Source organism: Gemmatimonadales bacterium (assembly GCA_036279355.1).
In the GTDB taxonomy this organism is placed as follows: Bacteria; Gemmatimonadota; Gemmatimonadetes; order Gemmatimonadales; family GWC2-71-9; genus DASQPE01.
The window spans coordinates 36,030-59,330 of record DASUJH010000025.1; the positions used below are offsets into that span (position 1 = coordinate 36,030).

The window sequence follows — 23,301 nt, forward strand, 5'->3', positions numbered from 1 at the left end:
GTTATTCCTCCGCCGGCTTCCGCAGCCGGAAGGCGTCCGAGAACGCACGCACGTTTTCCATGGGGCGTGAAGCGATGGCCGTGATGACCGCGACCCGGCGCTCGCGATAAGTCTCCGCCAGCCGCCGGACTGTGGCGTCGAGCTCCGGCGTCGCCGGGCCGTAGGAGTAGGCCCGAGGGTCGGTATGCTCCGTCGACTCCTTCGCCAACCCCTGTTCCCTGAGCAGCGCGAGGCGCCGCGCGGCCGAGGTCGGCTGGCTGTAGAGAGCGCGCGCCACCGCGTCCGCCGTCCATGCCTCGGATGGCGAGCGGTAGATCAGGAGCAGAACTTCGAGATGTTCGATGGTGTCGACGTGACGCGCGAGGAAGCGGTCCACGTCTTCCGGAATGCTGCCCGGGCTCACCGGGCGCTCCCCGTGGGTGCGCCGCCCGCCACTACGCCCGGGACCTGCCGAGCGTGAATTGGAACGTCGCCCCCTGCCCCGGCGTGGCCTCGGCCCAGATCCGGCCGCCGTGCCGGTGGATGATGCGCTGGACCGTGGCGAGCCCGATGCCCGTGCCGGGGAACTCACTCGCCAGGTGGAGGCGCTGGAACGGACCGAAGAGCCGATCGGCGTGGGCCATGTCGAAGCCGGTCCCGTTGTCGCGGATGAAGTAGGTGGGCTCGCCGGCGACCTGGGTCATGCCGAACTCGATGCGCGCCGCCGGCTCCCTGGCGGTGAATTTCCAGGCGTTCTCCAGCAGATTCTCGAGCGCGATCCGGAGCAACTGCCCGTCGCCTTGGGCCGTGACGCCGGGCCGGATGCGTACCTCCACCTCGCGCGCCGGCTCGGCCTCGTGCAGCCGGTCGACGATGACCCCCACGAGCCCGCTCAGATCGACCTCGTGCTCGCGCAGCTCGGCCCGGGTCACCCGCGCGAGGTAGAGCACGTCGTCGATGAGCTGCGCCATCTGCTGGCTCGCCTCGCGCATCCGGTCGATGCAGCGGCGGCCGCTCTCGTCGAGGTGCGGCCCCTGCGTTTCGAGCAGCATGCGTCCGAAGCCGTCGATGCGCCGGAGCGGCGCGCGGAGGTCGTGCGAGACGGCGTAGCTGAAGCTCTCCAGCTCCCGGTTCTTGTGCTCCAGCTCGCGCACCAGCGCCGCCTGCTCCGCCGCCATGGCGTGCGCCGCCTGCTCGCTCGCCTGCAGGAGCTCCGTCTGGCGGCTCAGCTGCGCCGTCTTCTTGGCCAGCTCGACGAACACCGCCACCTTCGACCGCACGAATTCAGGCACGATCGGCTTGACGAGATAGTCGACCGCGCCCACCGCGTAGCCGTGCACCGCCTCGGTCTGCGTGCGGTCGGCGGCGGTGAGAAAGATGATCGGCGTGTGGCGCGATTTGTCCCGCTCGCGGATCAATGTGGCGGTCTCGAAACCGTCCATGTCCGGCATCTTCACGTCGAGCAGGATCACGGCGAACTCGTCGGTGAGCAGCCGCTTGAGCGCTTCGCGCCCCGACTGCGCCGTGACGAGGTTCTGCCCGAGCGACCCCAGCATCGCCTCGAGCGCCACGAGGTTGGCCGGCTGATCGTCGACGAGCAGGATGTTGACCGGGGCGGGCGGCCGGGCGGCCGGACGGGCGGCCGGACGGGCGGCCGGTCGGGCGGTCCGGCGGTCGGGCGGTCCGGCGGCCGGGCGGTCGGGGTCGTCGTCGAGATCGGTCAGAGGGGGCGGCGCATGAGTTTCGGTCTCGGCCATTTCCGGACCGCCTGACCGCCCGATCGGCTGCCCGTCCACCTGACCGCCTGACCGCCCGCCCGGCTCGTCCATCTGACCGCCCGACCGCCCGACCGCCCGACCGCCTACCGGTACAGCCATACCCGAAGCAACGACAGTAGCTGTTCCATGTCCACCGGCTTCGCGATGTAATCCGACGCGCCCGCCTCGATGCACTTCTCCCGGTCGCCTTTCATCGCCTTGGCAGTGACCGCGATGATCGGCAGGTGGCGGAACCGCTGCAGCTCGCGGATGGCCTGCATCGTCTCGTAGCCGTCCATCTCCGGCATCATCACGTCCATCAGCACCACGTCCACCCCGGGCGTCTCCTGCAGCCGCGCGATCCCCTCCCGCCCGCTCTCGGCGTATACCACCTTCATCTCGCTCCGCTCGAGGAAGGTCGTGAGCGCGAAGATGTTGCGCACGTCATCGTCCACGATGAGCACCGTGCGGCCCGCAAGCGTGGGGTCGGAGCGGTGAAGCTGCTCGAGCATGGCACGGCGCGAGTCGGGCAGCGTCGCCGTCACCCGGTGGAGGAAAAGCGCGGTTTCGTCGAACAGCCGCTCGGGCGAGCGCGCGTCCTTGATTACCACCGACTCCGCGAGCCGGCGGAGCTCCGCCTCCTCGTTCCTGGAGAGCTGCTTCCCGGTGTACACGATGGTCGGGAGCTTGCGGAGGCCCACCTCGCTCTTCACCCGGGTCACGAGCTGGAAGCCCGTCATGTCGGGAAGCCCGAGGTCGAGCACCATGCAGTCGAACGACTGCCGCTGCAGGAGATCGAGCGCCGCTTCGCCGGTGGCCGCCGTGGTGGTCTCCACGTCGTCCGAGTGGCCGATCAGCTCCACGATGCTCTCACGCTGCGCCTCGTCATCCTCCACCACGAGCAGGCGCTTTACCGGCCGGTCGAGGAAGTCGTGCAGCGAGCTGAACGCCTCGGAGAGCGTTTCCCTGGTGGCCGGCTTCACCAGAAAGTCGCGCGCGCCGAGCCGGAGGCCGCGCTGCCAGTTCTCCTCGACCGAGATGATGTGCACCGGAATGTGCCGGGTGCCGGGGTCGTGCTTGAGCCGGTCGAGGATGGTCCAGCCATCGGCATCGGGGAGCCGGAGGTCGAGCGTCACCGCGGTGGGGTGGTACTCGCGCGCGAGTTGCAGCGCCTTGTCCGCCCGTTGCGCCACGAGCCCCTTGAACCCGCGCTCGCGCGCCATGTCGAGCAGGATCTGCGCGAAGTTCGGGTCGTCCTCGGCGATGAGCAGGATGCGGTCGCCGGCCTGGATCTCCGAGCGGTCGTCCGCCACCGCACGCTCCACCACCGGCGCCAGCACCGGGCGCGCCGTGGCGGTCGCGGCGGTGTTGGAGGCGAACTCGGCGCCCGCCTCCGCCACCGCCACGGCGAGGTCGTCCACGCTGGGCGGCTGGGGCACGGGCTGCGTCGGATAGATGAGCGGCAGGTACAGGGTGAACGTGCTGCCGAGGCCGGGCTGGCTCGCGAGCCGGATCTCACCACCCAGCAGGCGCGTGATCTGCCGGCTGATGGAGAGGCCCAGGCCGGTGCCGCCGTACTTCCGGCTGGTCGTCCCGTCGCCCTGCTGGAACGCCTCGAAGATGACGCTGTGCTTGTCCTTCGGGATGCCGACGCCGGTGTCGTGTACCTCGAACGCCACGACGCTGTTGGCCGCGTTGAGCAGCTCCTGCTCCGGGTTCCAGCCCGACGTGGCGAGGTATGCCCGGAGCGACACGTTTCCGCGCTCGGTGAACTTGAACGCGTTGGACAGGAGGTTCTTGAGCACCTGCTGCAGGCGCCGCGCGTCGGTCTGGATCGCGGGTGGCAGGTCGGTCTGCACGTCGACGTTGAAGTCGAGGCTCTTGAGATCCGCCACCTGGCGGAAGGTGCTCTCGACGAATCGCCGGAGCTCGGCGAACGGCACCGATCCCACATCGATCTGCATCGTGCCCGACTCGATCTTGGAGAGATCGAGGATGTCGTTGATGAGGTCGAGCAGGTCCGACCCCGAGCTGTGGATCGTCTGCGCGAACCCGACCTGCTTGATGGTGAGGTTGCCGTCGGAGTTCTCGCTCAGCATCTGCGACAGGATGAGCAGGCTGTTGAGCGGCGTCCGGAGCTCGTGCGACATGTTGGCCATGAACTCGGACTTGTACTTGGAGATGAGGGCGAGCTGCTCGGCCTTCTCCTCCAGCGCCTGCTTGGCCTGCCCCACCTCCATGTTCTTCTGCTCCACCTCGGTCTTCTGGTCGGAGAGGAGCTGCGCCTTTTCCTCCAGCTCCACGTTCTTGCGGGTGAGCTCGTCCTGCTGCTTCTTGAGCAGCTCCTCGGACTGCTGCAGCGAGCGGGCCTGCTCCTCGAGCCGGCTGTTCGTTTCGGTGAGCGCCTCCTGCTGCCGCTGCAGGCTCTCGGTGAGCGCCTGCGACTGCTTGAGCAGGCCCTCCGTCCGCATGTTCGCCTCGATCGTGTTGAGCACGATGCCGATGCTCTCGGCGAGCTGCTCCAGGAACGAGAGGCGGATTTCGTCGAAGTCGTCCAGCGTGGCGAGCTCCAGCACCGCCTTGATCTCGCCCTCGAAGAGCACCGGCAGAATGACGAGGCCGCGGGGCGGCGCGTCGCCCAGGCCGGAGCTGATCCGCACGTAGTTGCGCGGCACCTGCTGGATGGTGAGCATCCGCCGCTCCATCGCACACTGGCCCACCAGGCCTTCGCCGAAGCGGAAGACCCGCGCCACCTTCTTGCGGTCCTGGTAGGCGTAGCTCGCCAGCAGCTTGAGGGTGGGCTCGTCGCCGATGGCGTCCACCACGTAGAACGAGCCGTGGTGCGCCATGACGAGCGGGGCGAGGTCCGAGAGGATGAGCTGAGAGACGGCGGCGAGGTCGCGCTGGCCCTGCAGCGTGCGGCTGAACTTGGCCAGGTTGGTCTTGAGCCAGTCCTGCTCGGTGTTCTTCCGCGTGGTGTCGCGGAGGTTGCGGATCATCTCGTTGATGTTGTCCTTGAGCTCGGCCACCTCACCCGGCGCCTCGACCGCGATGCTCCGCGTGAGGTCGCCCTTGGTGACCGCCGTCGCCACCTCCGCGATGGCGCGGACCTGCGTGGTGAGGTTGCCCGCGAGCTGATTCACGTTGCCCGTGAGCTCGCGCCAGGTGCCCGCGGCGCCCGGCACCCGGGCCTGGCCGCCGAGCTTGCCTTCGACGCCCACCTCGCGGGCCACATTGGTCACCTGGTCGCCGAAGGTGGCCAGCGTGTCGATCATGTTGTTGATCGTGTCGGCCAGCGTCGCGATCTCGCCCTTGGTTTCCACCACGAGCTTCTGCTTGAGGTCGCCGTTGGCCACCGCGGTCACGACCTTCGCGATGCCGCGCACCTGGGTCGTGAGGTTCGCGGCCATCGAGTTCACGTTATCGGTGAGGTCCTTCCAGACGCCGGCGACGCCGGTCACCTGCGCCTGACCGCCCAGTTTGCCTTCGGTGCCCACCTCGCGGGCCACGCGGGTCACTTCCGACGCGAATGAATTGAGCTGGTCCACCATCGTGTTGATGGTGTTCTTGAGCTCCAGGATTTCGCCCTGGACGTCCACCGTGATCTTCTTGTTGAGCTCGCCCTTGGCCACGGCGGTCGTGACGTCGGCGATGTTGCGGACCTGGGCGGTGAGGTTGCCGCCCATGCTGTTCACCGAGTCGGTGAGGTCCTTCCAGACGCCCGCCACGCCGGTCACGTGGGCCTGGCCGCCGAGCTTGCCCTCGGAGCCCACCTCGCGCGCCACACGCGTGACTTCCGACGCGAATGAGTTGAGCTGGTCCACCATCGTGTTGATGGTGTCCTTGAGCTCGAGAATTTCGCCGCGCACGTCCACGGTGATCTTCTTCGAGAGGTCCCCGTTGGCCACCGCCGTCGTCACCTGGGCGATATTGCGCACCTGCGCCGTCAGGTTGCCGCCCATCGAGTTCACGTTATCGGTGAGGTCCTTCCAGATGCCACCGACGCCTTTCACCTGCGCCTGGCCGCCGAGCTTGCCCTCGGTGCCCACCTCGCGCGCGACACGCGTCACCTCGGAGGCAAACGAGTTGAGCTGGTCCACCATCGTATTGATGGTGTCCTTGAGCTCCAGAATCTCGCCCTTCACGTCCACGGTGATCTTCTTGTTGAGCTCGCCGCGGGCCACCGCGGTCGTCACCTCGGCGATGTTGCGGACCTGACCGGTCAGGTTGTTGGCCATCAGGTTCACGTTGTCCGTGAGATCCTTCCACACACCGGCGACACCCGGCACCTGGGCCTGGCCGCCCAGTTTGCCGTCCGTGCCCACCTCGCGGGCCACACGCGTGACTTCCGACGCAAACGAATTGAGCTGGTCCACCATCGTATTGATGGTGTTCTTGAGCTCGAGGATCTCGCCGCGCACATCGACCGTGATCTTCTTGTTGAGCTCGCCGCGGGCCACCGCGGTCGTCACTTCGGCGATGTTCCGGACCTGACCGGTGAGGTTGTTGGCCATCAGGTTCACGTTGTCGGTCAGGTCCTTCCAGGTGCCGGCCACGCCTTTCACCTGCGCCTGTCCGCCGAGCCGGCCCTCGGTGCCCACCTCGCGGGCCACGCGGGTCACCTCCGCGGCGAACGAGCTCAATTGATCGACCATCGTGTTGATCGTGTTCTTGAGCTCGAGAATTTCTCCGCGCACGTCGACGGTGATCTTCTTCGACAGGTCGCCCGTGGCGACGGCGGTCGTCACTTCGGCGATGTTCCGGACCTGCGCCGTGAGGTTGCCGGCCATCGAGTTCACGTTGTCGGTGAGGTCCTTCCATACCCCCGCGACGCCGCTCACCTGGGCCTGGCCCCCCAGCTTGCCTTCCGTACCGACCTCGCGCGCCACGCGGGTCACCTCGGACGCGAAGGAGCTCAACTGGTCCACCATGGTGTTGATGGTGTTCTTGAGCTCCAGGATCTCACCCTTCACGTCCACCGTGATCTTCTTGTCCAGCTCACCGCGGGCCACGGCCGTCGTCACTTCGGCGATGTTTCTCACCTGCGCCGTGAGGTTGCCGGCCATCGAGTTCACGTTGTCGGTGAGGTCCTTCCAGGTGCCGCCGACCCCCTTCACCTTGGCCTGGCCGCCGAGCTTGCCCTCGGTGCCCACCTCGCGCGCGACACGCGTCACCTCGGAGGCGAAGGAGTTGAGCTGGTCCACCATCGTGTTGATGGTGTTCTTGAGCTCGAGGATCTCGCCGCGGACGTCCACCGTGATTTTCTTGTTGAGGTCGCCGCGGGCCACGGCCGTCGTGACCTCGGCGATGTTGCGCACCTGGCCGGTCAGATTGCTCGCCATCAGGTTCACGTTGTCGGTGAGGTCCTTCCACACCCCCGCGACGCCGCCCACGCGCGCCTGCCCGCCGAGCTTGCCCTCGGTGCCGACTTCGCGGGCGACGCGGGTCACCTCTGACGCAAACGAATTGAGCTGGTCCACCATCGTATTGATGGTGTTCTTGAGCTCCAGGATTTCGCCCTTCACGTCCACCGTGATCTTCTTCGAGAGGTCTCCGTTCGCCACCGCCGTGGTCACCTGCGCGATGTTGCGGACCTGACCCGTGAGATTGCTGCCCATCAGGTTCACGTTGTCCGTGAGGTCCTTCCACACGCCGGCCACGCCCTTTACCTGCGCCTGGCCGCCCAGCTTTCCTTCCGTGCCCACCTCGCGCGCTACGCGCGTGACTTCGGACGCAAACGAGTTGAGCTGGTCGACCATCGTGTTGATGGTGTCCTTGAGCTCGAGGATTTCGCCGCGCACGTCGACTGTGATCTTCTTCGAGAGGTCCCCATTCGCCACCGCCGTCGTCACCTGGGCGATGTTGCGCACCTGCGCCGTCAGGTTGCCGGCCATGCTGTTGACCGAGTCCGTGAGATCCTTCCACGTGCCGCCGACTCCCTTCACCTTGGCCTGCCCGCCAAGCCGCCCTTCGGTGCCGACCTCGCGCGCCACGCGGGTCACCTCCGAGGCAAACGAGCCGAGCTGGTCCACCATGGCGTTCACGGTGCGGCCGATGCGGAGGAACTCGCCCTGCAGCGGGCGCCCCTCGATGTCGAGCGACATCGATTGCGTGAGGTCGCCGCGGGCCACGGCGCCGATCACGCGGGAGACCTCGTTGGTGGGCTGCACCAGGTCTGCAATCAGCGTGTTCACCGAGTTGAGCGACGCCGCCCACGAGCCGCCCGCCGCGTGCAGGCTGGCCCGCTGGGTGATCTTGCCCTCCTTGCCCACCGTCTTGCCGACGCGCGCAAGCTCCTGGGCGGTGCTCTCGTTCAGATCGATGATATCGTTGAGCGTGTCCGCCACTTTGCCCGCGATGCCGGTGAGCGTGCTCGGCATCCGGATGGTGAAATCGCCACGCCGCACTGCCGTGAGCACGGCCAGCAATTGATTCAGATCGAGCGCATCGGGGGGCGGCGGCAACGTGCGGTCGGAGGCGGCCTTCGACGTGCGGCCATTGGCCCGGCGATCCGCCGCGGCCCGGCCGTTGGTGGTCGAATGCGAGGTCGGCATCTGAACTCCAGGGGCAGAACGGTGGGCCGTCGGGCAAACTGCTCAAATCTCAACGGGAATCACGCGGGGTCTGTGACCGGGGTCACACTCGCCCGCCCGATGGCCGCTGGCCACGAGGCTTCTCAGTGCCCATTTTAAGTGTGTCTCGTCACCCGGCCGCGGGCCGGCGCCCAACTCCTGTCAATCAACCCGGTATGCCGGCTCCGGACAAGCTCAGAGTTCTGATTCTGGAAGACATGCCGATGGATGCCGAGCTGGTCGAGTACGAGCTCGAGCGGGCCAACATCGGATTCGTCGCATGTCGGGTCGATACGGAAGACGGGTTTCGCCGCGCGCTCGACGAATTCCATCCGGATGTGATCCTCTCCGACTACACGCTGCCCCGCTTCGACGGGATGGCGGCGCTCGCCCTGGCCAAGCAGTGGGCGCCGGCGACGCCGCTCCTCATCGTCACCGGCTCGGTCAACGAGGAGACCGCGGTCGGCTGCATGAAGGCGGGCGCCGCCGACTACCTGCTCAAGGGCAATCTCTCCCGCATCGGCCCGGCCATCGAGGCGGCCCTGATGCGCGCCAACGCGCACGCCGAGCAGAGCCGGGCCCAGCTGGCCCTCCGCCGCTCCGAGGCCAACCTGCGCGCCCTCTTCAATAACAGCCTGCAGTGCTTCGTGCTGGTGGACCGCACCGGCACCGTGCAGGCCTTCAATCCGACGGCGGACGACTGGGCCGTGCGGCTCACCGGCCGCCGACTCGCGGAGGGCGAGCGGATCGAGGAATTCCTCCCCGGCACGGCGGAGGGCCTCGCGGCCGCCCAGGCCGGCGAGACCCACCGCCGCGAGTACTGCATCGTCGACACCGCGGGCACCACCCGCTGGTTCGAGACGAGCGATGTCCCCGTGGTGGACGATGCGGGCGACGTGATCGGCGTATGCATGAGCGCCGTCAATATCGACGAGCGCCGCCGCGCCGAGCAGGCGTTGCGGGAGAGCGAGGCGCGCTACCGCGACCTCTTCGACAACGCCAGCGATCTGGTCTGCGTGACGTCACCCGGCGGCACGTTCCTCTACACCAACGCCGCCTGGCATGCCGCCCTGGGTTACGCGCCGCAAGAGCTGGCCGAGCGCCAGCTTGCCGACGTGGTGGATCTCGAAGACCTCGACCGCTGCGCCGACGCCTTTGGCCGCGTGCTCGCCGGCGAATCGGTAGGGCACCTCGAGATCGTGCTCCGCACCCGGGCCGGCGCCTCGCTCACCGTGGAGGGAAGCGTGAGTGCCACGTTCAAGAGCGGCCGGCCGGACGTGGTACGCGGCATCTTCCGCGACGTAAGCGAGCGGAAGCGGGTCGAGGAGCAGCTCCGCCGCGCCGAGCGGATGCAGGCCGCCGGCCGCCTCGCCGGCGGCGTGGCGCACGAGGTCAACAACATGATGACCGGCGTGCTCGGCTTCGCGAGCTTCGTCCAGAAGAGCCTTGCCCCCGACGACGCGCGCCACGGCGATCTCGACGAGATCGTCCGCGCCGGCACCCGCGCTGCCGACATCACCCGGCAGTTGCTGGCCTTCACCCGCCAGCAGTACCGCCGCGTCGAGCTGATGGACATCAACACCGTGCTCGACCGCAGCCAGCGCATGCTGCGGCGCTCGCTCGGTGACGATCACGTGCTCGATCTCAAGCGGGCGCCCGAGCCCTGCATCGTGCGGGTGGACCACGCGCAGCTCGAGCAGGTGCTCGTAAACCTCGTGCTCAACGCGCGCGATGCGATGGCCGAGCCGGGGCGAGTGTCCGTCGAGGTCACGTCGGTCTCGCTCGACGGCGCGTACGCCGAGAGCCATCCCGGCGTGCGGATTCCGCCTGGTGCGTACGTCATGCTGGCCGTGAGCGACACCGGCAGCGGCATCAGCGCCGAGGTGCAGGCGCAGATGTTCGAGCCCTTCTTTACCACCAAAGCGGTGGGCAAAGGCACCGGGCTCGGCCTCTCGACCGTGTACGGCATCGTGAAACAGAGCGACGGGTTCGTCTGGGCCTACAGCGAGGTGGGGCACGGCACCGTGTTCAAGATTTACCTGCCGCGGGTGAAGACGTCGGGGCCGATCGCGGCGGCCGGCAACGGCGCGAGCGGCGATGCGCGGGGGACCGAGACCATCCTCGTCGTGGAGGACGAGGCGATCGTGCGCGCGCTCACCAGCCGCGGATTGCGCGAGCACGGCTATACCGTCGTCGAGACCTCCACCGTGTCCGACGCGGTGGCGTATCTCGACGCGCACCGGGGCGGCGTGCATCTGGTGGTCTCGGATGTCGTGATGCCGGTGGCCGGCGGCCGGGAGTTGGGGCAGCGCATGGCGGTCATGGAACCGGGCATTCCGATCCTCTACATGTCGGGATATACGGGAGAAGACGTGGTGGAGCGCGGCCTCCTTTCGCCGGGCGCGCTCTTCGAGCAGAAGCCGTTCGCGCCCGACCGGCTGGCGCAACGCGTGCGGCAGGTGCTCGACACGGCCGAAGCCGCACGCCGGCGGCACAGCGGCCCGATGCCCACCCTCTGAGGAGCGTAGCCATGCCGCTGGGCATCACCCAGATCGATGCCTTCACGGCGACACCGTTCGCCGGCAATTCCGCCGCGGTGTGCCTCCTGCCCGCGCCACGCGAGGACGCGTGGATGCAGGCCGTGGCGCGCGAGATGAACCTCGCCGAGACGGCGTTCCTGCTCCGCGCGGACGGGCAGCTCGCTCCTGGCCGGCCCGGGAATGGCTCGTACCAGCTCCGCTGGTTCACACCCGCGGTGGAAGTCGACCTCTGCGGCCACGCCACGCTCGCAAGCGCGCATTTTCTCTGGGAGGCGGGCCACCTGCCGCCGGACGCGACGGCCCGATTCGAGACCCGGAGCGGCCTGCTCACGGCGAGCCGCGCCGGCGAGTGGATCTCCCTGGATTTTCCCGTGACGCCGGCGGTGCCGTGCCCGGTGCCGCCCGCGCTCGAGCGGGCGCTCGGCGCGCGCCTCTGCCAGGTGGCGCAGAGCCGATTCGATTACCTGGTCGAGCTCGAGTCCGCCGCCGCCGTGCGGGCCATTGCGCCCGACTTCACACTCCTCGAGCGCATCGGCGGACGCGGTGTCATCGTGACCGCCGCCTCCGACGACCCGAAATTCGATTTCGTTTCACGCTTCTTCGCGCCGGCGAGCGGGATCCCGGAAGACCCCGTCACCGGCTCCGCGCACTGCGTGCTGGGCCCATTCTGGGGGCCGCGTCTGAGCAAGAGCGACATGGTGGGGTATCAGGCGTCCGCGCGCGGCGGTGTCGTGCGGGTCGGCCTGCGCGGCGACCGCGTCCTGCTCGGCGGCCAGGCAGTGACGGTGCTGCACGGTCAGTTGTTGTACTGACCGCCTGTCCGTCTGTCCGTTTATTGGTCCGCCGGCCTCACCACCAGCCCGCTCACCGTCCCCTCCGGCGTGAGCGACCACTCGATCGTCACCGGCTTGCGCGAGCTGGTGAACGAGGCGGTCCTGCTGTACACCTGCTCCGGGCCGCGCCCGGCCACCTGCTCCTCCGCCTTCCCTTCCTCGCGGCCGAGCCGCGTCACCGCGCGGCCGGCAAACGCGCCAAGTTCCGCCGCGCTGCCGAAGACCTGACGCATTTCCGGCGTGAGCCGATCCCAGAGCTTGGAGTATTGGCTGCCGTAGAGCCAGTTGGTGTACGTCCTTCCCTCGGCCAGCACCGAATGGGCCGTCCGTTCCTTTGCCGGTGCGCAGGCGAAGATGCCGAGCGCGGAAAGCAGAACCGGTACCTTCCAGAAGCTCTTCATGCGCGCGTCAACCCGGTCGAGGGAGAGAACGAGTGCGGCCCGTGCAGAGGGATCCCGGGCCGGCGCAACAAAGTAATCAGGTGTGGGGTGTCGTGCAGTGGGCGGCGCGGCACCTCGCGTCCGGCGCGATCGCCGCGCGCCGGCCAGCGCGTCAGGCTCGCGTGAGCGTGAAGATCGGCAACTCCGGCGGACAGAAGAGCCGGGCCCGGATGTCGGCGGTGCCGATGCCGCGGGAGACGTAGAGCGGCGCCAGCGTATCGCGATACCAGCCGGCGACGAACCGCCCCGATCCGACGGGCGTGTACGCGGGGAGTCCGGGGATCCGGATCTGCCCGCCGTGGGTGTGGCCGGTGAGAAGCACTGAGGGCCGCGCCCCGAGTCCGAACGGCAGGCGATCCGCGAGGCCGGGCGCATGGGTGAGCCAGAGCTCGGGCGCGCCGATGGGACGGCGGGCGAGCGCGGTGCGCGGATTCGGATCGCCGGCAACGAGGTCGTCGAGCCCCACGAGCAGCAGCGTGCCACCGGCGTGCTCCACGGCGAGATGTGCATTGGTGAGGAGCGGCACGCCGGCCGCCGCATATGCCCGGCGCCCCGCCTCCCCGCCCAGGCCGCCGCGATACTCCCAGTTGCCGAGCGTGGCTGCGGTAGCGATGGTGCCCCGCGCGCGCCGGGCAAAATCGGTGAGGTCGGCCGACGCCTCGACGGTCTCGCAGATGTCGCCGGTGAGAACGACGATCTCGGGCCGCTCGCGCTCGAGCGCGTCGAGGGCTTCGGCGGCGACGGCGCGATTGGCCGGAAGATGAACGTCGCTCACGTGGGCCACGCGCACGCCTTCGAGCGCGCGCGCGAGGCCACGGACGGGCAGCATTGACCGGGTGATCTGGAGGCGCCGGGGCTCGACAGCGAACATGTCGCCCGCGAGAACCGTGGCGGCCGCACCGCCCGCGGCGAGGAACTGGCGTCGGGTGAGCTGCCTCATGCGCAGGCGGAACTTAATCGTGGACGCCTGAGCACCACCTGGTCGAGCCGGAGCGCCTCGCCCACCGACCACGCCTGGAACGGGCAGCCGCGCGGCGTGTGCGGCGGCTCCGCGTCAGCGATCTCGGAGACGTGGCCGAGTCCGGCCTCGCCCATGTGGCGGAGCAGCGGCTCGAGAAAGCAGTGGCGGGCGCGGCGCCGGGTGTCCGCCGTGTCGCCATGCACCCGTAACCACGCTTCCACGAACGGGCCGAGCAACCACGGCCAGACGGTGCCCTGGTGATAGGCGCCGTCGCGCTCGCGCACGCCGCCCTCGTAGCGCACGGCGTAGCGCGGATCGTCCGCCGCGAGCGAGCGGAGCCCGAGCGGGGTCCAGAGCGCGCGCTCCACCACGTCCACCACTCGGCGGGCGCGGACGCCGTCGAGCAACGCGAAGGGCAGCCCGCCCACCGCAAGGATCTGATTGGGCCGGAGCGATGCATCCACGGCGCCCGGCTGGTGGTCCGCATCGACGATGTCATAGAGACATCCCGCGGCCTCGTTCCAGAACCGCTCGAGAAAGGATTTCCTGCCGCGCTCGTACGGCTCGCGCCACGCCGGGTCCCAGTCACTCACGATCCGGAGCGCGTTGAGCCAGAGCGCCTGCACCTCGACCGGCTTTCCGATTCGCGGTGTCACCACTCGATCGCCCACCTTCGCATCCATCCAGGTGAGCTGCACGCCCGGCTCACCCGCCGCGAGCAGCCCGTCGACATCCATGTGGATCCGGTGGCGCGTACCGCTGGCGTAGCCCCCGATGATCGCGCGACACGCCGCTTCCAACCGCTCGCGGTCGCTGACGCCCACCGGCGGCTCCGGCGACCACCCGTCGCCCTGCAGGTATTCGTGCACGGCCACCACGTACCAGAGCGCCGCGTCCACCGCGTTGAACTCCGGCGCATCGCCGGCGTCGGCAAATCGGTTCGGCAACATGCCGCCCGATACCCGTTCGGCCCACTCGAGCAGGATTGCGCGGGCGTCATCGCGCCGACCCGCGGCGAGACAGAGACCGCGGAGCGCGACGAAGGTGTCGCGGCCCCAATCGCCGAACCAGGGATAGCCGGCGATGATCGTCTTGCCGGCGCCGCGCTTCACGAGATACGCGTCGGCCGCGCGGTGGAGTGGTGTAGCGAAGCGCGCGCGACGCAGCGCCTCGGCCGCACGCAGGCGGGCAAAGGCGTCAGCCGGCGATTCACCGTCACGCGCGAGCGCCGCGGGATCGGTCGTGAAAAGGAGTACTGCATCGCCGGCGGCGAGGTCCCAGGTGAACACACCCGGCGCCGCGAGATCGGTGACGAAATCGAGCCCGCGCGCCAGCTCCTCCGTACAGACGAAGCGGCGATACCAGAGCGGTTCGGGGGCATACTCGGCGTTGGCGAGCGCGGTCACCGCGGGAACGCCTTCATACGGGTGCCAGCGAACGCGGCCCTCGCCCATCTCCGCTCCAAAATCGAAGACCGCGTTCTCCTGGTGCATCGCGTGGAAGTTGCGACCGGAGAGAAAGGGCCGTACGACGAGCTGCACCGGCTTGGCCGCGGAATCTGTCGCACCGGTGCGCACCGCGCCGCCAGTGCCGCCCACGAGCCGCCACCGGAGGGCAACGGCGGGGAGGCCGGCGGGCACGAAGAGCTCCTGCTCCACCAGGTACCCGGTCGGTGTGCGCAGCGTCCACGCAGGCCACGGCTCGTGGATGAATGCCTCCAGCTCCGCCGCGTCGGCCGGCGCCGTGACGTCGGGCGCGTAGTGCTGTCGCGAGAGAAACTCGCGCCGGCCGCCCGCCTCGATCGCGGCCTCGAAGCCGTCCACCAACACCATCCGCCCCGACGGCGGCGTCGTGGCCACGAGCAGCAGAGCGTGGTAGCGCCGCGTGCGGATGCCGGACACGGTGCCCGAGGCGAAGCCGCCGAGGCCATCGGCCTCGAGCCACTCGAGGGAGCGCGGGTCGGTGGTCTTCCGCGACGCGTTGATGGCGGGCACCAGGGCCATGTCTGGCATCACGATCACACCGCCCGACCCGGCCGCTCGACCTCTACGCCCGTCGCGGGCGGGTCGTCACCCCCTCGGCCCGGACGTGGCGCGAATCGGGTGACCTCCTGTCCGATCTGGCTCATCGGGATCGGCTCGAGGTCGGGCGCGTCTCGAAGGCGTTCGGCAACGATGCGCTGTTGGCGCTCTCGTGCCGAGACGAAGGGATGGTGCTGGTGACGGACAACGGAAAGGATTTCGCGCGCATCGCGCGCGTGGCACCGTTCGAGTTCGTCGAGCCCTGGCCTCAGCTCGCCGCCGCTGCGTCAGGCAGCGCGCCGAACCGCCGCTCCCGGTGCCGGAAATCCGCCACCGCTTCGGCCAGGTGCTCGGGCCCGAAGTCGGGCCACATGATGGGCATGAAGCAGAGCTCGGCGTAGGCGCATTCCCAGAGCAGAAAGTCGCTCAGGCGCCGCTCGCCGCCCGTTCGAATGAGCAGATCCACCGGCTGCGCCGCCGGCCCGCCGTGATCCACGATCGAGAGCAATCGCCCGAACGACTCGCGCGAGGGCACCGTGTCGGCGCTCAGGCACTGCGCCGCGCGCAGGATGGCATCGCGCGCCGAGTAGTCGATGGCGATGCGCAGGTGCAGGCGATGCCCGCCCGCCGTCGTCGACTCGGCGATCTGCACCGCCTCGAGCAGCCCCTTCGAGAGCCGGTCGCGCCGGCCGAGGACCGTGAGACGCACGCCGGTCGCGGCACACCGCATTGCCTCGGTGCGCAGGTACTCGCGGAAGAGTCGCATCAGCCAGTTCACTTCGCGATCGGGGCGCTGCCAGTTGTCGGCCGAGAAGGCGAAGACCGTGAGCATGCCCACGCCCAGGTCGGGCGCGACCTCGGCGATGCGCCGCACCACCTTGGCACCCTGGCGATGGCCGGCCGCGCGCGAGCGGCCCTGGCGGGTGGCCCAGCGGCCGTTCCCGTCCATGATAATGCCGACGTGCAGGCTGGATGGCGTGACCGGCAGGGGTGCGGCGGGCGGTTTGATCACGAGGTCGTCTCCGAACCACCGGGGCCGCGGGGCCGCGTCTCCCGGATCAGGGCTTCCATATGGTCGAGGTAATGCTCCAATGCCTTGCGACCTGCGGCGGTCAGTCGGTATTCGGTCCGGGGCAGGCGGCCGGCAAACGACTTGGTGCAAGCGATGTACCGGGCCTCCTCGAGTCGCCGGGCGTGCACGCTCAGGTTGCCGTCGGTGGTCTCGAGCAATGCCTTGAGCTCGTTGAAGGTGAGCGATTCGTTCACCGCGAGCGCGCTCACGATGGCGAGCCGCATCCGCTCGTGGATGAGCCGGTCCAGTTCCAGCGCGCTTTGATGCGCCGGCGGTTCGGACCGCTCGCGCGCGGCGCCGCCAAGGTCGCGCCGGGCGGCGTTCGATTCAGCCACCGTACCTCCGCGCGATAATGAGTCCGAAGCCGATGTGGAGCCCGCCGAACCCGAGCGCCATGAGCGCGCCCGCCCATGCGGGCGGGGCGAAGAGCGCCACGGTGCCCAGCGCCATGAAGCAGAGACCCATGAGCGGCACTACGCGCACGGAGTACGCGCCGCCCGTCACGATTCCGGTCCCGTAGAGCAGGAGCCAGGTGCCGGGGAGTGCGCGCTCGAACCCGGCGCGCGCGAGAACCGCGGTGAGGAGCCCCGCGACGACAAATGGCGGGATGAAGCTCAGCACGAACCGCCGACCCGAGCCCGAGAAGATCGAGGTGCCGCACCGCCGCGCCTTGATGCGCATGGCTGCCCAGCCGATCGCGAGCGCGACGAGTGCGGCGCCGAGCCAGGTGCCGAGCCAGCCCCTGAGACTTTCCGCAGGTGAGGTCGCGAGTGCGGCGGCGAGTGCCACGAAGCCCATGATGACACCGCCCCAGCCGGGGACGGCCGTGAACGGCGTCGCGCGCTCCATGGTGCGCCGGATGAAGGAGAGGTTATCCATCGCCCGCGCATGGAGCGCGGGCGACTCTCGATTCTCCGTGTGGACCCGGGGGGCTGCGGCCATGGCGGCAATGATAGACGGGCCAGGGTGGATCAGGAAGTACTTTGCATCACAAAGTATGGCCCCGCTCCGCCGCCCGCAAGGTCTCCCCGCCCTGCGATGCCGAATTCCGATGGCGGGCGCTGGCGGGGGCTACGCCGCCTTCGCCACCTCGGACGTGCAGTTGGGGCACCGGCGCGCGGCCAGCGGAATCGGGGTGGCGCAGTAGGGGCAGTCCCGGGTGTTGGGCGCCGCCACGGGTGCCGGCGGATACAGCTTGACCGCCGCCCGCATCACCATGAACACCGCAAAGCCGATGATGAGGAACGAGACGATCGCGTTGATGAAGACGCCGTAGTTGAGCGTCACCGCGCCGGCCGCCTTGGCGTCGGCGAGAGCGGCGTAGGGCCCCGCCGCCTTGGCGCCTTCCTTGAGGACGATGAAGAGATTGGAGAAGTCGACGTTGCCCAGCGCGAGGCCGATCGGCGGCATGATGATGTCGTTGACCAGCGAAGAGACCACCGTGCCGAACGCCGCGCCGATGATGACGCCGATGGCGAGGTCCAGCACGTTCCCGCGCAAAATGAAGGCCTTGAAGTCCTTGAGCATCGCCCGCGCTCCGACGAGATAGGGGGAGGCATACGATACGCCGCGGGGCGGGCGGGCGTAAGAGCCGCGCACTCCGTCACCGCTCGGCCGGACGACCACTCCCGCATGCGGCGGCGCGATCGAGCAGCAGCCTGCGCTCCCTCGAGTTGCGGGTGAGCGAGGCGGCACGCTCGAACTCCGCTCGTGCCTCGTCCGCGCGGCCGAGCTTGGCGAGGAGGTCGCCGCGCACACTCGGCAACAGGTAATAGCTCTCGAGCGCGGGATCCGATGCGAGTCCATCAACGACCGCCAGCGCCGCCGCCGGCCCGAACGCCATGCCGACCGCGACGGCGCGGTTGAGCTCTACCACGGGGGATGGATCGATGCGGGCCAGCGCCTCGTAAAGCGCCACGATCCGTACCCAATCGGTTTCCTCCGCGGTCCGGGCGCGCGCGTGGCATGCGGCGATCGCCGCTTGCAGCGCGTACGGCCCGGGCGCATCGCTCGTCCGCTCGGCGCGCTCGAGCGCGCCGAGCCCGCGACGAATGAGAAGCTGGTCCCAACGCCCGCGGTCCTGGTCGAGCAGCAGGATCGGCGCACCCGACGGGTCGACTCTGGCGCGGAATCGCGACGCCTGGATCTCCATCAGCGCCTCGAGCCCGTGGACCTCCGATTCCCCGGGTGCCAGCTCGGCCAGGATGCGGCCCAGGCGGAGCGCGTCGTCCGAGAGCGCGGGACGCACCCAGTCATCGCCCGCCGTGGCCGAGTAGCCTTCGTTGAAGATGAGGTAGATGACCTCGAGCACCGACGAGAGCCGCGCGGCCAGCTCGTCGCCGCGCGGCACCTCGAAGGCAACGCGTGTTTCAGCCAGCGTGCGCTTGGCCCGGACGATCCTCTGCGCAATCGTCGTGGCGGGGACGAGAAACGCGCGCGCGATCTCGTCGGTCGTGAGGCCGCCCAGGAGGCGGAGGGTGAGCGCGGCTCGGGCCTCGGCCGAGAGCACGGGGTGACACGTGGTGAATATGAGGCGGAGGATGTCGTCGCCGACCGGATCGTCAAGGGCGGCGTCGAGATCGGGCGCGGCCAGCTCCCGCCCAGTTTGGAGCTCGTGGCCGAGTTGATCGTGCTTCCGCTCGAGCATTCGGTTTCGGCGGAATTGATCGATGGCGCGCCGCTTGGCGGCCGTCATGAGCCAGGCGCCGGGGTTTTCCGGAATGCCCGATGCGGGCCACCGCTCGAGCGCCGCCACCAGCGCATCCTGTGCGAGATCCTCGGCCAGCCCGACGTCTCCCACCATCCGCGCCAGCCCGGCGATGAGCCGGGCCGATTCGATCCGCCAGACGGCGTCGATAGCGCGGTGGGTGTCGGGAGCCGTCACGGCTCCCAATCACACCACGCCCGAGCACGAGGGCAAGCCCGCGCCGTGAGGGCTCATTGAATCGTGCGACACCCCGCCCTACCATTGATCCGCCCAGCATCTTTCAGGAGACTGTCCCGTGACCCCTGCGCGTCGAGCAGCAGCCGCGCCCTCGCTCTCGCCGGTCGAGCTGCTGTTCTCGGATTTCGCAAACGAGCATGCGCTCACCCGCCGCATGCTCGAGCGCTTCCCCGATTCCGACCCGGCTTGGCGTCCCCACCCCAAGTCCAGGACCGTCGCCGAGCTCGCGACCCACGTCGCGGCCATCATCAACCGCGGCTGGGTGATTCTCGAGACCGACACGATCGAGGCCAGAGAGCGGTCGCGATTGGCCCCGATCGAGTCGGCCGCGCGTCTCGTCGAGTTCTTCGACGCCAGCGTGGCTCGCTTCACTGCTGCGCTCGCCGCGACCGACTTCGACGCGCTCAAGCGCCCGTGGGAGCTCAGTCTGGCCGGGCGTGTCGTCGCCACATACCCCAAGCGGGTGGCGCTCCGGGTGGTCATGATGAGTCATCTCATCCACCACCGCGGCCAGCTCGGCGTGTACTACCGGCTGCTGGGCATCCCGATCCCGGCCCTCTACGGCCCCTCCGCGGACGAGTCGGTGCTCTGACCGCCTTGGCCTAGCGCTTCGCCTTCGCCGCCATCTGCTCGCCGAGGCGCTTCTCCTGCTCGCGCAGCTCGGGGGTGAGCGCCGGGCCGAAGTCCTCCGCCTCGAACACCTGGCGGATCTCGAGCACGGATTCCTCGCCCGTGGGGTTGGGGCAGCGCTTCGCCCACTCGATCGCCTCGTCCAGCGACTTCACCTGCCAGAGCCAGAATCCGGCGACCAGCTCCTTGGTTTCGGTGAACGGCCCGTCAATCACGGTCCGCTTGCTGCCCGAAAATTTGACCCGCGCACCCTTCGAGCTCGGCTGCAGGCCCTCACCGGCCAGCATGATGCCGGCTTTGACCAATTCCTCGTTGTACTTGCCCATTGCGGCCAGCAGCTCGTGGCTGGGCAGCACGCCGGCCTCGGTGTTCTTGTCCGCTTTGACGATCACCATGACGCGCATTGGCGTATCTCCTCTTCAGGTTGGAGTCGGGAGCCGGGCCCGCGGATCTGCTGTCGCGGGCTTTTCCGGACTCTACCCTGGCGTCGATCTAGGCGCCGCCGGATCGACATCCGGCCCTCCCGCCCGGTGAATCCCGGCCCTCCCCGCCCCCGTATGGCGTACCCCGCGCCCGGACGAGTAAGTTATCCGACCCCATCGAGAACCCGTCGCGCTCGGAAAGCGGTGTCGAGTTTCCGCTTCTCCGATCGACGATTCATTGTCCAAGGGCCGTGCAACGTGCACAAGGAGTGAGCCATGCCAGGAATGAGCGGCGTACGAGTGCTGGTCGGCACGCGCAAGGGCGCGTTCATCCTGACCGCCGACGGGAAGCGCGATCGCTGGGACGTGAGCGGTCCGCATTTCGGCGGCTGGGAGGTGTACCACCTCAAGGGCTCGCCCGCCGATCCAAACCGGCTCTACGCGTCACAATCGAGCGCCTGGTTCGGGCAGATCATCCAGCGATCGAGCGACGGCGGCAAGACGTGGGAGGTGCCAGGCGGGGAAAAAATCCCGGGGCCGACCGACATGCCGGGCGGAGTGAGCAACAAGTTCGCCTACGATACCTCGGAGAAAACCGGCAAGCCGCTCACCACGCACCAATGGTATGACGGCACGCAGCACCCGTGGGAATTCAAGCGCGTGTGGCACCTGGAGCCCTCGCCGACCGATCCCGATGCAGTCTATGCCGGCGTGGAAGACGCCGCGCTGTTCCGCACGACCGATGGCGCCCGCTCATGGCACGAGCTGCCCGGCCTCCGCGGCCACGCCACGGGGCCCAAGTGGGCGCCCGGCGCCGGCGGGATGTGCCTCCACACCGTCGTGCTCGACCCCACCAACCCCGCGCGCATGTACATCGCGATCTCGGCCGCGGGCGCGTTCCGCACCGACGACGGGGGCAAGAGCTGGCGCCCGATCAATCGCGGCTTGCGCTCCCAGTACATTCCGGACCCGGAGGCCGAAGTGGGCCACTGCGTCCACCGGATCGCGATGCACCCTTCGCGGCCCGACGTGCTCTTCATGCAGAAACACTGGGACGTGATGCGGAGCGACAACGCCGGCGACCAGTGGACCGAGGTGAGCGGCGATCTGCCCACCGACTTCGGCTTCGTGATCGACGTGCACGCGCACGAGCCGGAGACCATCTACGTGGTCCCGATCAAGAGCGACTCGGAGCACTACCCGATGGATGGCAAGCTGCGCGTGTTCCGGAGCCGCACCGGCGGCTGCGACTGGGAGCCGCTCACGAAAGGCCTGCCCCAGTCGGACTGCTACGTCAACGTGCTGCGCGACGCGATGGCGGTGGACAAGCTGGATCCCTGCGGCGTGTATTTCGGCACCACCGGCGGGCAGGTGTACGCCTCGGCCGACGCCGGCGACCGCTGGTCGCCCATCGTGCGCGATCTGCCGCCGGTGCTCTCGGTCGAGGTGCAGACGCTCTGATGATCCGGGTGGAATTGCCCCAGCACCTGCGCACGCTCGCGCGGGTGGGCGGTGCCGTGGAGCTCGAGGTCGCAGGACCCGCCACGCAGCGCTCGGTGCTCGACGCGCTCGAGGCGACCTATCCGGTGCTCCGCGGCACCATCCGCGACCACGTCACCCAGCGGCGGCGGCCGTTCGTGCGCTTCTTTGCCTGCGAGGAGGATCTCTCCCACGAATCGCCGGACGCGCCGCTGCCGGAGCCCGTGGCACGCGGCGCCGAACCGTTCCTCGTCGTCGGGGCGACGGCGGGCGGGTAGGGCCGCCGGTCCGGCAGAGCCGTTTCGCCGCTCCGAGCACGGGCGCCTCTGTCGGGGGCGCCCGCTGCGCGAATCCAACCTGTCTCAACCCAACTCAGCGACCACGCCAACACTTGCAGGTCGGTTCGATGCCCGCGGGACTCGCACGCCGAGCACGACCGCTGGCGAGGAACTTGCCTTTTCGCTCGGCGATCGCGCGATGGCAATCGCGAAGCATCCGCGACTCTCGCGGAACTCGCGTGCGGCCGTGCAGAGCGCATGACGCGCAAACTGCTGCATCGCTCGATGAGCCCCGCTCCGGAGAGGCACCGTGTTCGACCCGACAATGCACCGATTGCCCCGCCGCCGGTTCATGGTGACGGCGGTCGTTGTGGTCTGGCTCGGCGTGGCGGCGCGATATCCGGAGCGGGCTTCCGCGCGATCGACGGCAGCCACCGCATCTCCGACCGGCGCGAACGTCGACCTCGCCGGCGTGCGGGCGGGCGTCACGAGCACGGCGCCCCGGCCCGCGGCGCCGGTGGCCGCGATCGGCTCCGCTCCTCGTGCGCGCGGCACCACACCAGCCAACTGGCCCGTCGGTCCGGCGCCGCTTCCCGGGGCGATGTTTCCGGGCCATCGCATCGTCGCCTACTACGGGAATCCGTATTCCAAGCGCATGGGCATCCTGGGCGAGCTGCCGCCCGACTCGATGATGGCGAGCCTGCGCCGCACCGCCGCCGAGTGGGCGCGGGCAGACACGGCCCTGACGGTAATGCCGGCGCTCCACCTCATCGTGACCGTAGCGCAGGGCGCGGCGGGACGGGACGGCGGGCACCGGCTGCGGATGCCGGACAGCCTGATCGACCAGGTGGCCGGCTGGGCGGAGGCCAATCACTGGCTCATGTTTCTCGACGTGCAGGTGGGCCACAGCAGCGTGGAGGCCGAGCTGCCAAGGCTCGTGCCGTACCTCGCGCGCCCGTACGTGCATCTGGCGCTCGATCCGGAGTTCGCGATGAAGGACGGCTCCGCGCCGGGCCGGCGGATCGGCACGATGGACGCACGCGAGGTGAACTACGCCGCCCACATGCTCGAGCACCTGGTGGACAGCCTGCATATCCCACCCAAGGTGCTGGTGGTGCACCGCTTCACTCAGCGAATGCTCACCGGCTACGACCGGATCGAGCTGGACCCGCGGGTGCAGGTGGTGATCGACATGGACGGTTTCGGCGATCGGCCGCTCAAGCGGAGCGTGTACCGCGACTTCATCGTGAAGGAACCGGTGCAGTTCACCGGGTTCAAGCTCTTCTTCAAGAATGACCGACCGATGATGACGCCGGAGGCGGTGCTCACGCTGTCACCGAATCCGGTGTACATCCAGTACCAGTAGCGGAGGC

At 69.0% G+C, this 23,301-nt stretch carries 18 protein-coding genes; 6 read left to right on the forward strand and 12 right to left on the reverse strand.

All coding sequences use genetic code 11. The annotated features are described in order from the left end of the window. Position 1: 1 nt before the first annotated feature. The 3 genes from VFW66_07145 to VFW66_07155 form a co-directional block, all read right to left on the reverse strand. Positions 2-403 carry a hypothetical protein gene (locus tag VFW66_07145; GenBank protein HEX5386452.1) on the reverse strand — a complete coding sequence of 134 codons (402 nt, stop codon included), beginning with the start codon at positions 401-403 and terminating at the stop codon, positions 2-4. A 31-nt stretch (positions 404-434) separates the two neighbouring features. Next, the gene (locus tag VFW66_07150) at positions 435-1,736 is read right to left on the reverse strand and encodes a response regulator (GenBank protein ID HEX5386453.1); all 1,302 of its coding nucleotides are present in this window, start codon (positions 1,734-1,736) and stop codon (positions 435-437) included. A 104-nt stretch (positions 1,737-1,840) separates the two neighbouring features. After that, positions 1,841-8,290 (reverse strand): HAMP domain-containing protein, encoded by a 6,450-nt coding sequence (locus VFW66_07155; GenBank protein ID HEX5386454.1) that lies wholly within the window; start codon positions 8,288-8,290, stop codon positions 1,841-1,843. A gap of 194 nt (positions 8,291-8,484) precedes the next feature. Here VFW66_07155 and VFW66_07160 point away from each other — a divergent pair, with 194 nt between their 5' ends. Together VFW66_07160 and VFW66_07165 are read left to right on the forward strand one after the other, a co-directional pair. Further along, positions 8,485-10,827 carry a PAS domain S-box protein gene (locus VFW66_07160; GenBank protein ID HEX5386455.1) on the forward strand — a complete coding sequence of 781 codons (2,343 nt, stop codon included), beginning with the start codon at positions 8,485-8,487 and terminating at the stop codon, positions 10,825-10,827. Positions 10,828-10,838: 11 nt separating this feature from the next. Beyond that, positions 10,839-11,660, forward strand: coding sequence for a PhzF family phenazine biosynthesis protein (locus tag VFW66_07165; GenBank protein HEX5386456.1), 822 nt, complete (start codon positions 10,839-10,841; stop codon positions 11,658-11,660). Positions 11,661-11,680: 20 nt separating this feature from the next. On the opposite strand, the gene VFW66_07170 is transcribed toward VFW66_07165, so the two are convergent. From VFW66_07170 to VFW66_07205, 8 genes are all read right to left on the reverse strand, one after another. Next, positions 11,681-12,082, reverse strand: coding sequence for a hypothetical protein (locus tag VFW66_07170; protein HEX5386457.1), 402 nt, complete (start codon positions 12,080-12,082; stop codon positions 11,681-11,683). Positions 12,083-12,233: 151 nt separating this feature from the next. After that, complete coding sequence (locus tag VFW66_07175) at positions 12,234-13,061, reverse strand: metallophosphoesterase (GenBank protein HEX5386458.1); 828 nt, start codon at positions 13,059-13,061, stop codon at positions 12,234-12,236. Continuing rightward, positions 13,058-15,094, reverse strand: coding sequence for an amylo-alpha-1,6-glucosidase (locus VFW66_07180; protein ID HEX5386459.1), 2,037 nt, complete (start codon positions 15,092-15,094; stop codon positions 13,058-13,060). Before VFW66_07180 ends, VFW66_07175 begins: the two co-directional genes overlap by 4 nt. A 277-nt stretch (positions 15,095-15,371) precedes the next feature. After that, positions 15,372-16,115, reverse strand: a complete 744-nt coding sequence (locus tag VFW66_07185) for a di-trans,poly-cis-decaprenylcistransferase (GenBank protein HEX5386460.1) — start codon at positions 16,113-16,115, stop codon at positions 15,372-15,374. Then, positions 16,112-16,510 carry a transcriptional regulator gene (locus VFW66_07190; protein HEX5386461.1) on the reverse strand — a complete coding sequence of 133 codons (399 nt, stop codon included), beginning with the start codon at positions 16,508-16,510 and terminating at the stop codon, positions 16,112-16,114. Before VFW66_07190 ends, VFW66_07185 begins: the two co-directional genes overlap by 4 nt. Then, on the reverse strand, positions 16,503-17,117 hold the full coding sequence (locus VFW66_07195; protein HEX5386462.1) for a hypothetical protein: 615 nt from the start codon (positions 17,115-17,117) through the stop codon (positions 16,503-16,505). Before VFW66_07195 ends, VFW66_07190 begins: the two co-directional genes overlap by 8 nt. Before the next feature lie 129 nt (positions 17,118-17,246). After that, complete coding sequence (gene mscL / locus VFW66_07200) at positions 17,247-17,774, reverse strand: large conductance mechanosensitive channel protein MscL (GenBank protein HEX5386463.1); 528 nt, start codon at positions 17,772-17,774, stop codon at positions 17,247-17,249. 4 nt (positions 17,775-17,778) lie between these two features. Beyond that, positions 17,779-19,059 (reverse strand): RNA polymerase sigma factor, encoded by a 1,281-nt coding sequence (locus VFW66_07205; GenBank protein HEX5386464.1) that lies wholly within the window; start codon positions 19,057-19,059, stop codon positions 17,779-17,781. Positions 19,060-19,177: 118 nt separating this feature from the next. Between VFW66_07205 and VFW66_07210 the strand changes: the two genes are divergently transcribed. Beyond that, positions 19,178-19,711 (forward strand): DinB family protein, encoded by a 534-nt coding sequence (locus tag VFW66_07210; GenBank protein ID HEX5386465.1) that lies wholly within the window; start codon positions 19,178-19,180, stop codon positions 19,709-19,711. Positions 19,712-19,721: 10 nt separating this feature from the next. Here VFW66_07210 and VFW66_07215 read toward each other — a convergent pair whose 3' ends face one another. After that, positions 19,722-20,153: a YciI family protein gene (locus VFW66_07215; protein HEX5386466.1), complete on the reverse strand. Its 432-nt coding sequence runs from the start codon at positions 20,151-20,153 to the stop codon at positions 19,722-19,724. A 303-nt stretch (positions 20,154-20,456) separates the two neighbouring features. Here VFW66_07215 and VFW66_07220 point away from each other — a divergent pair, with 303 nt between their 5' ends. From VFW66_07220 to VFW66_07230, 3 genes are all read left to right on the forward strand, one after another. Beyond that, positions 20,457-21,632, forward strand: a complete 1,176-nt coding sequence (locus VFW66_07220) for an exo-alpha-sialidase (protein HEX5386467.1) — start codon at positions 20,457-20,459, stop codon at positions 21,630-21,632. Next, positions 21,632-21,928 (forward strand): MoaD/ThiS family protein, encoded by a 297-nt coding sequence (locus VFW66_07225; GenBank protein ID HEX5386468.1) that lies wholly within the window; start codon positions 21,632-21,634, stop codon positions 21,926-21,928. Before VFW66_07220 ends, VFW66_07225 begins: the two co-directional genes overlap by 1 nt. A 310-nt stretch (positions 21,929-22,238) precedes the next feature. Next, positions 22,239-23,294 (forward strand): hypothetical protein, encoded by a 1,056-nt coding sequence (locus VFW66_07230; protein ID HEX5386469.1) that lies wholly within the window; start codon positions 22,239-22,241, stop codon positions 23,292-23,294. Positions 23,295-23,301 lie beyond the last annotated feature (7 nt).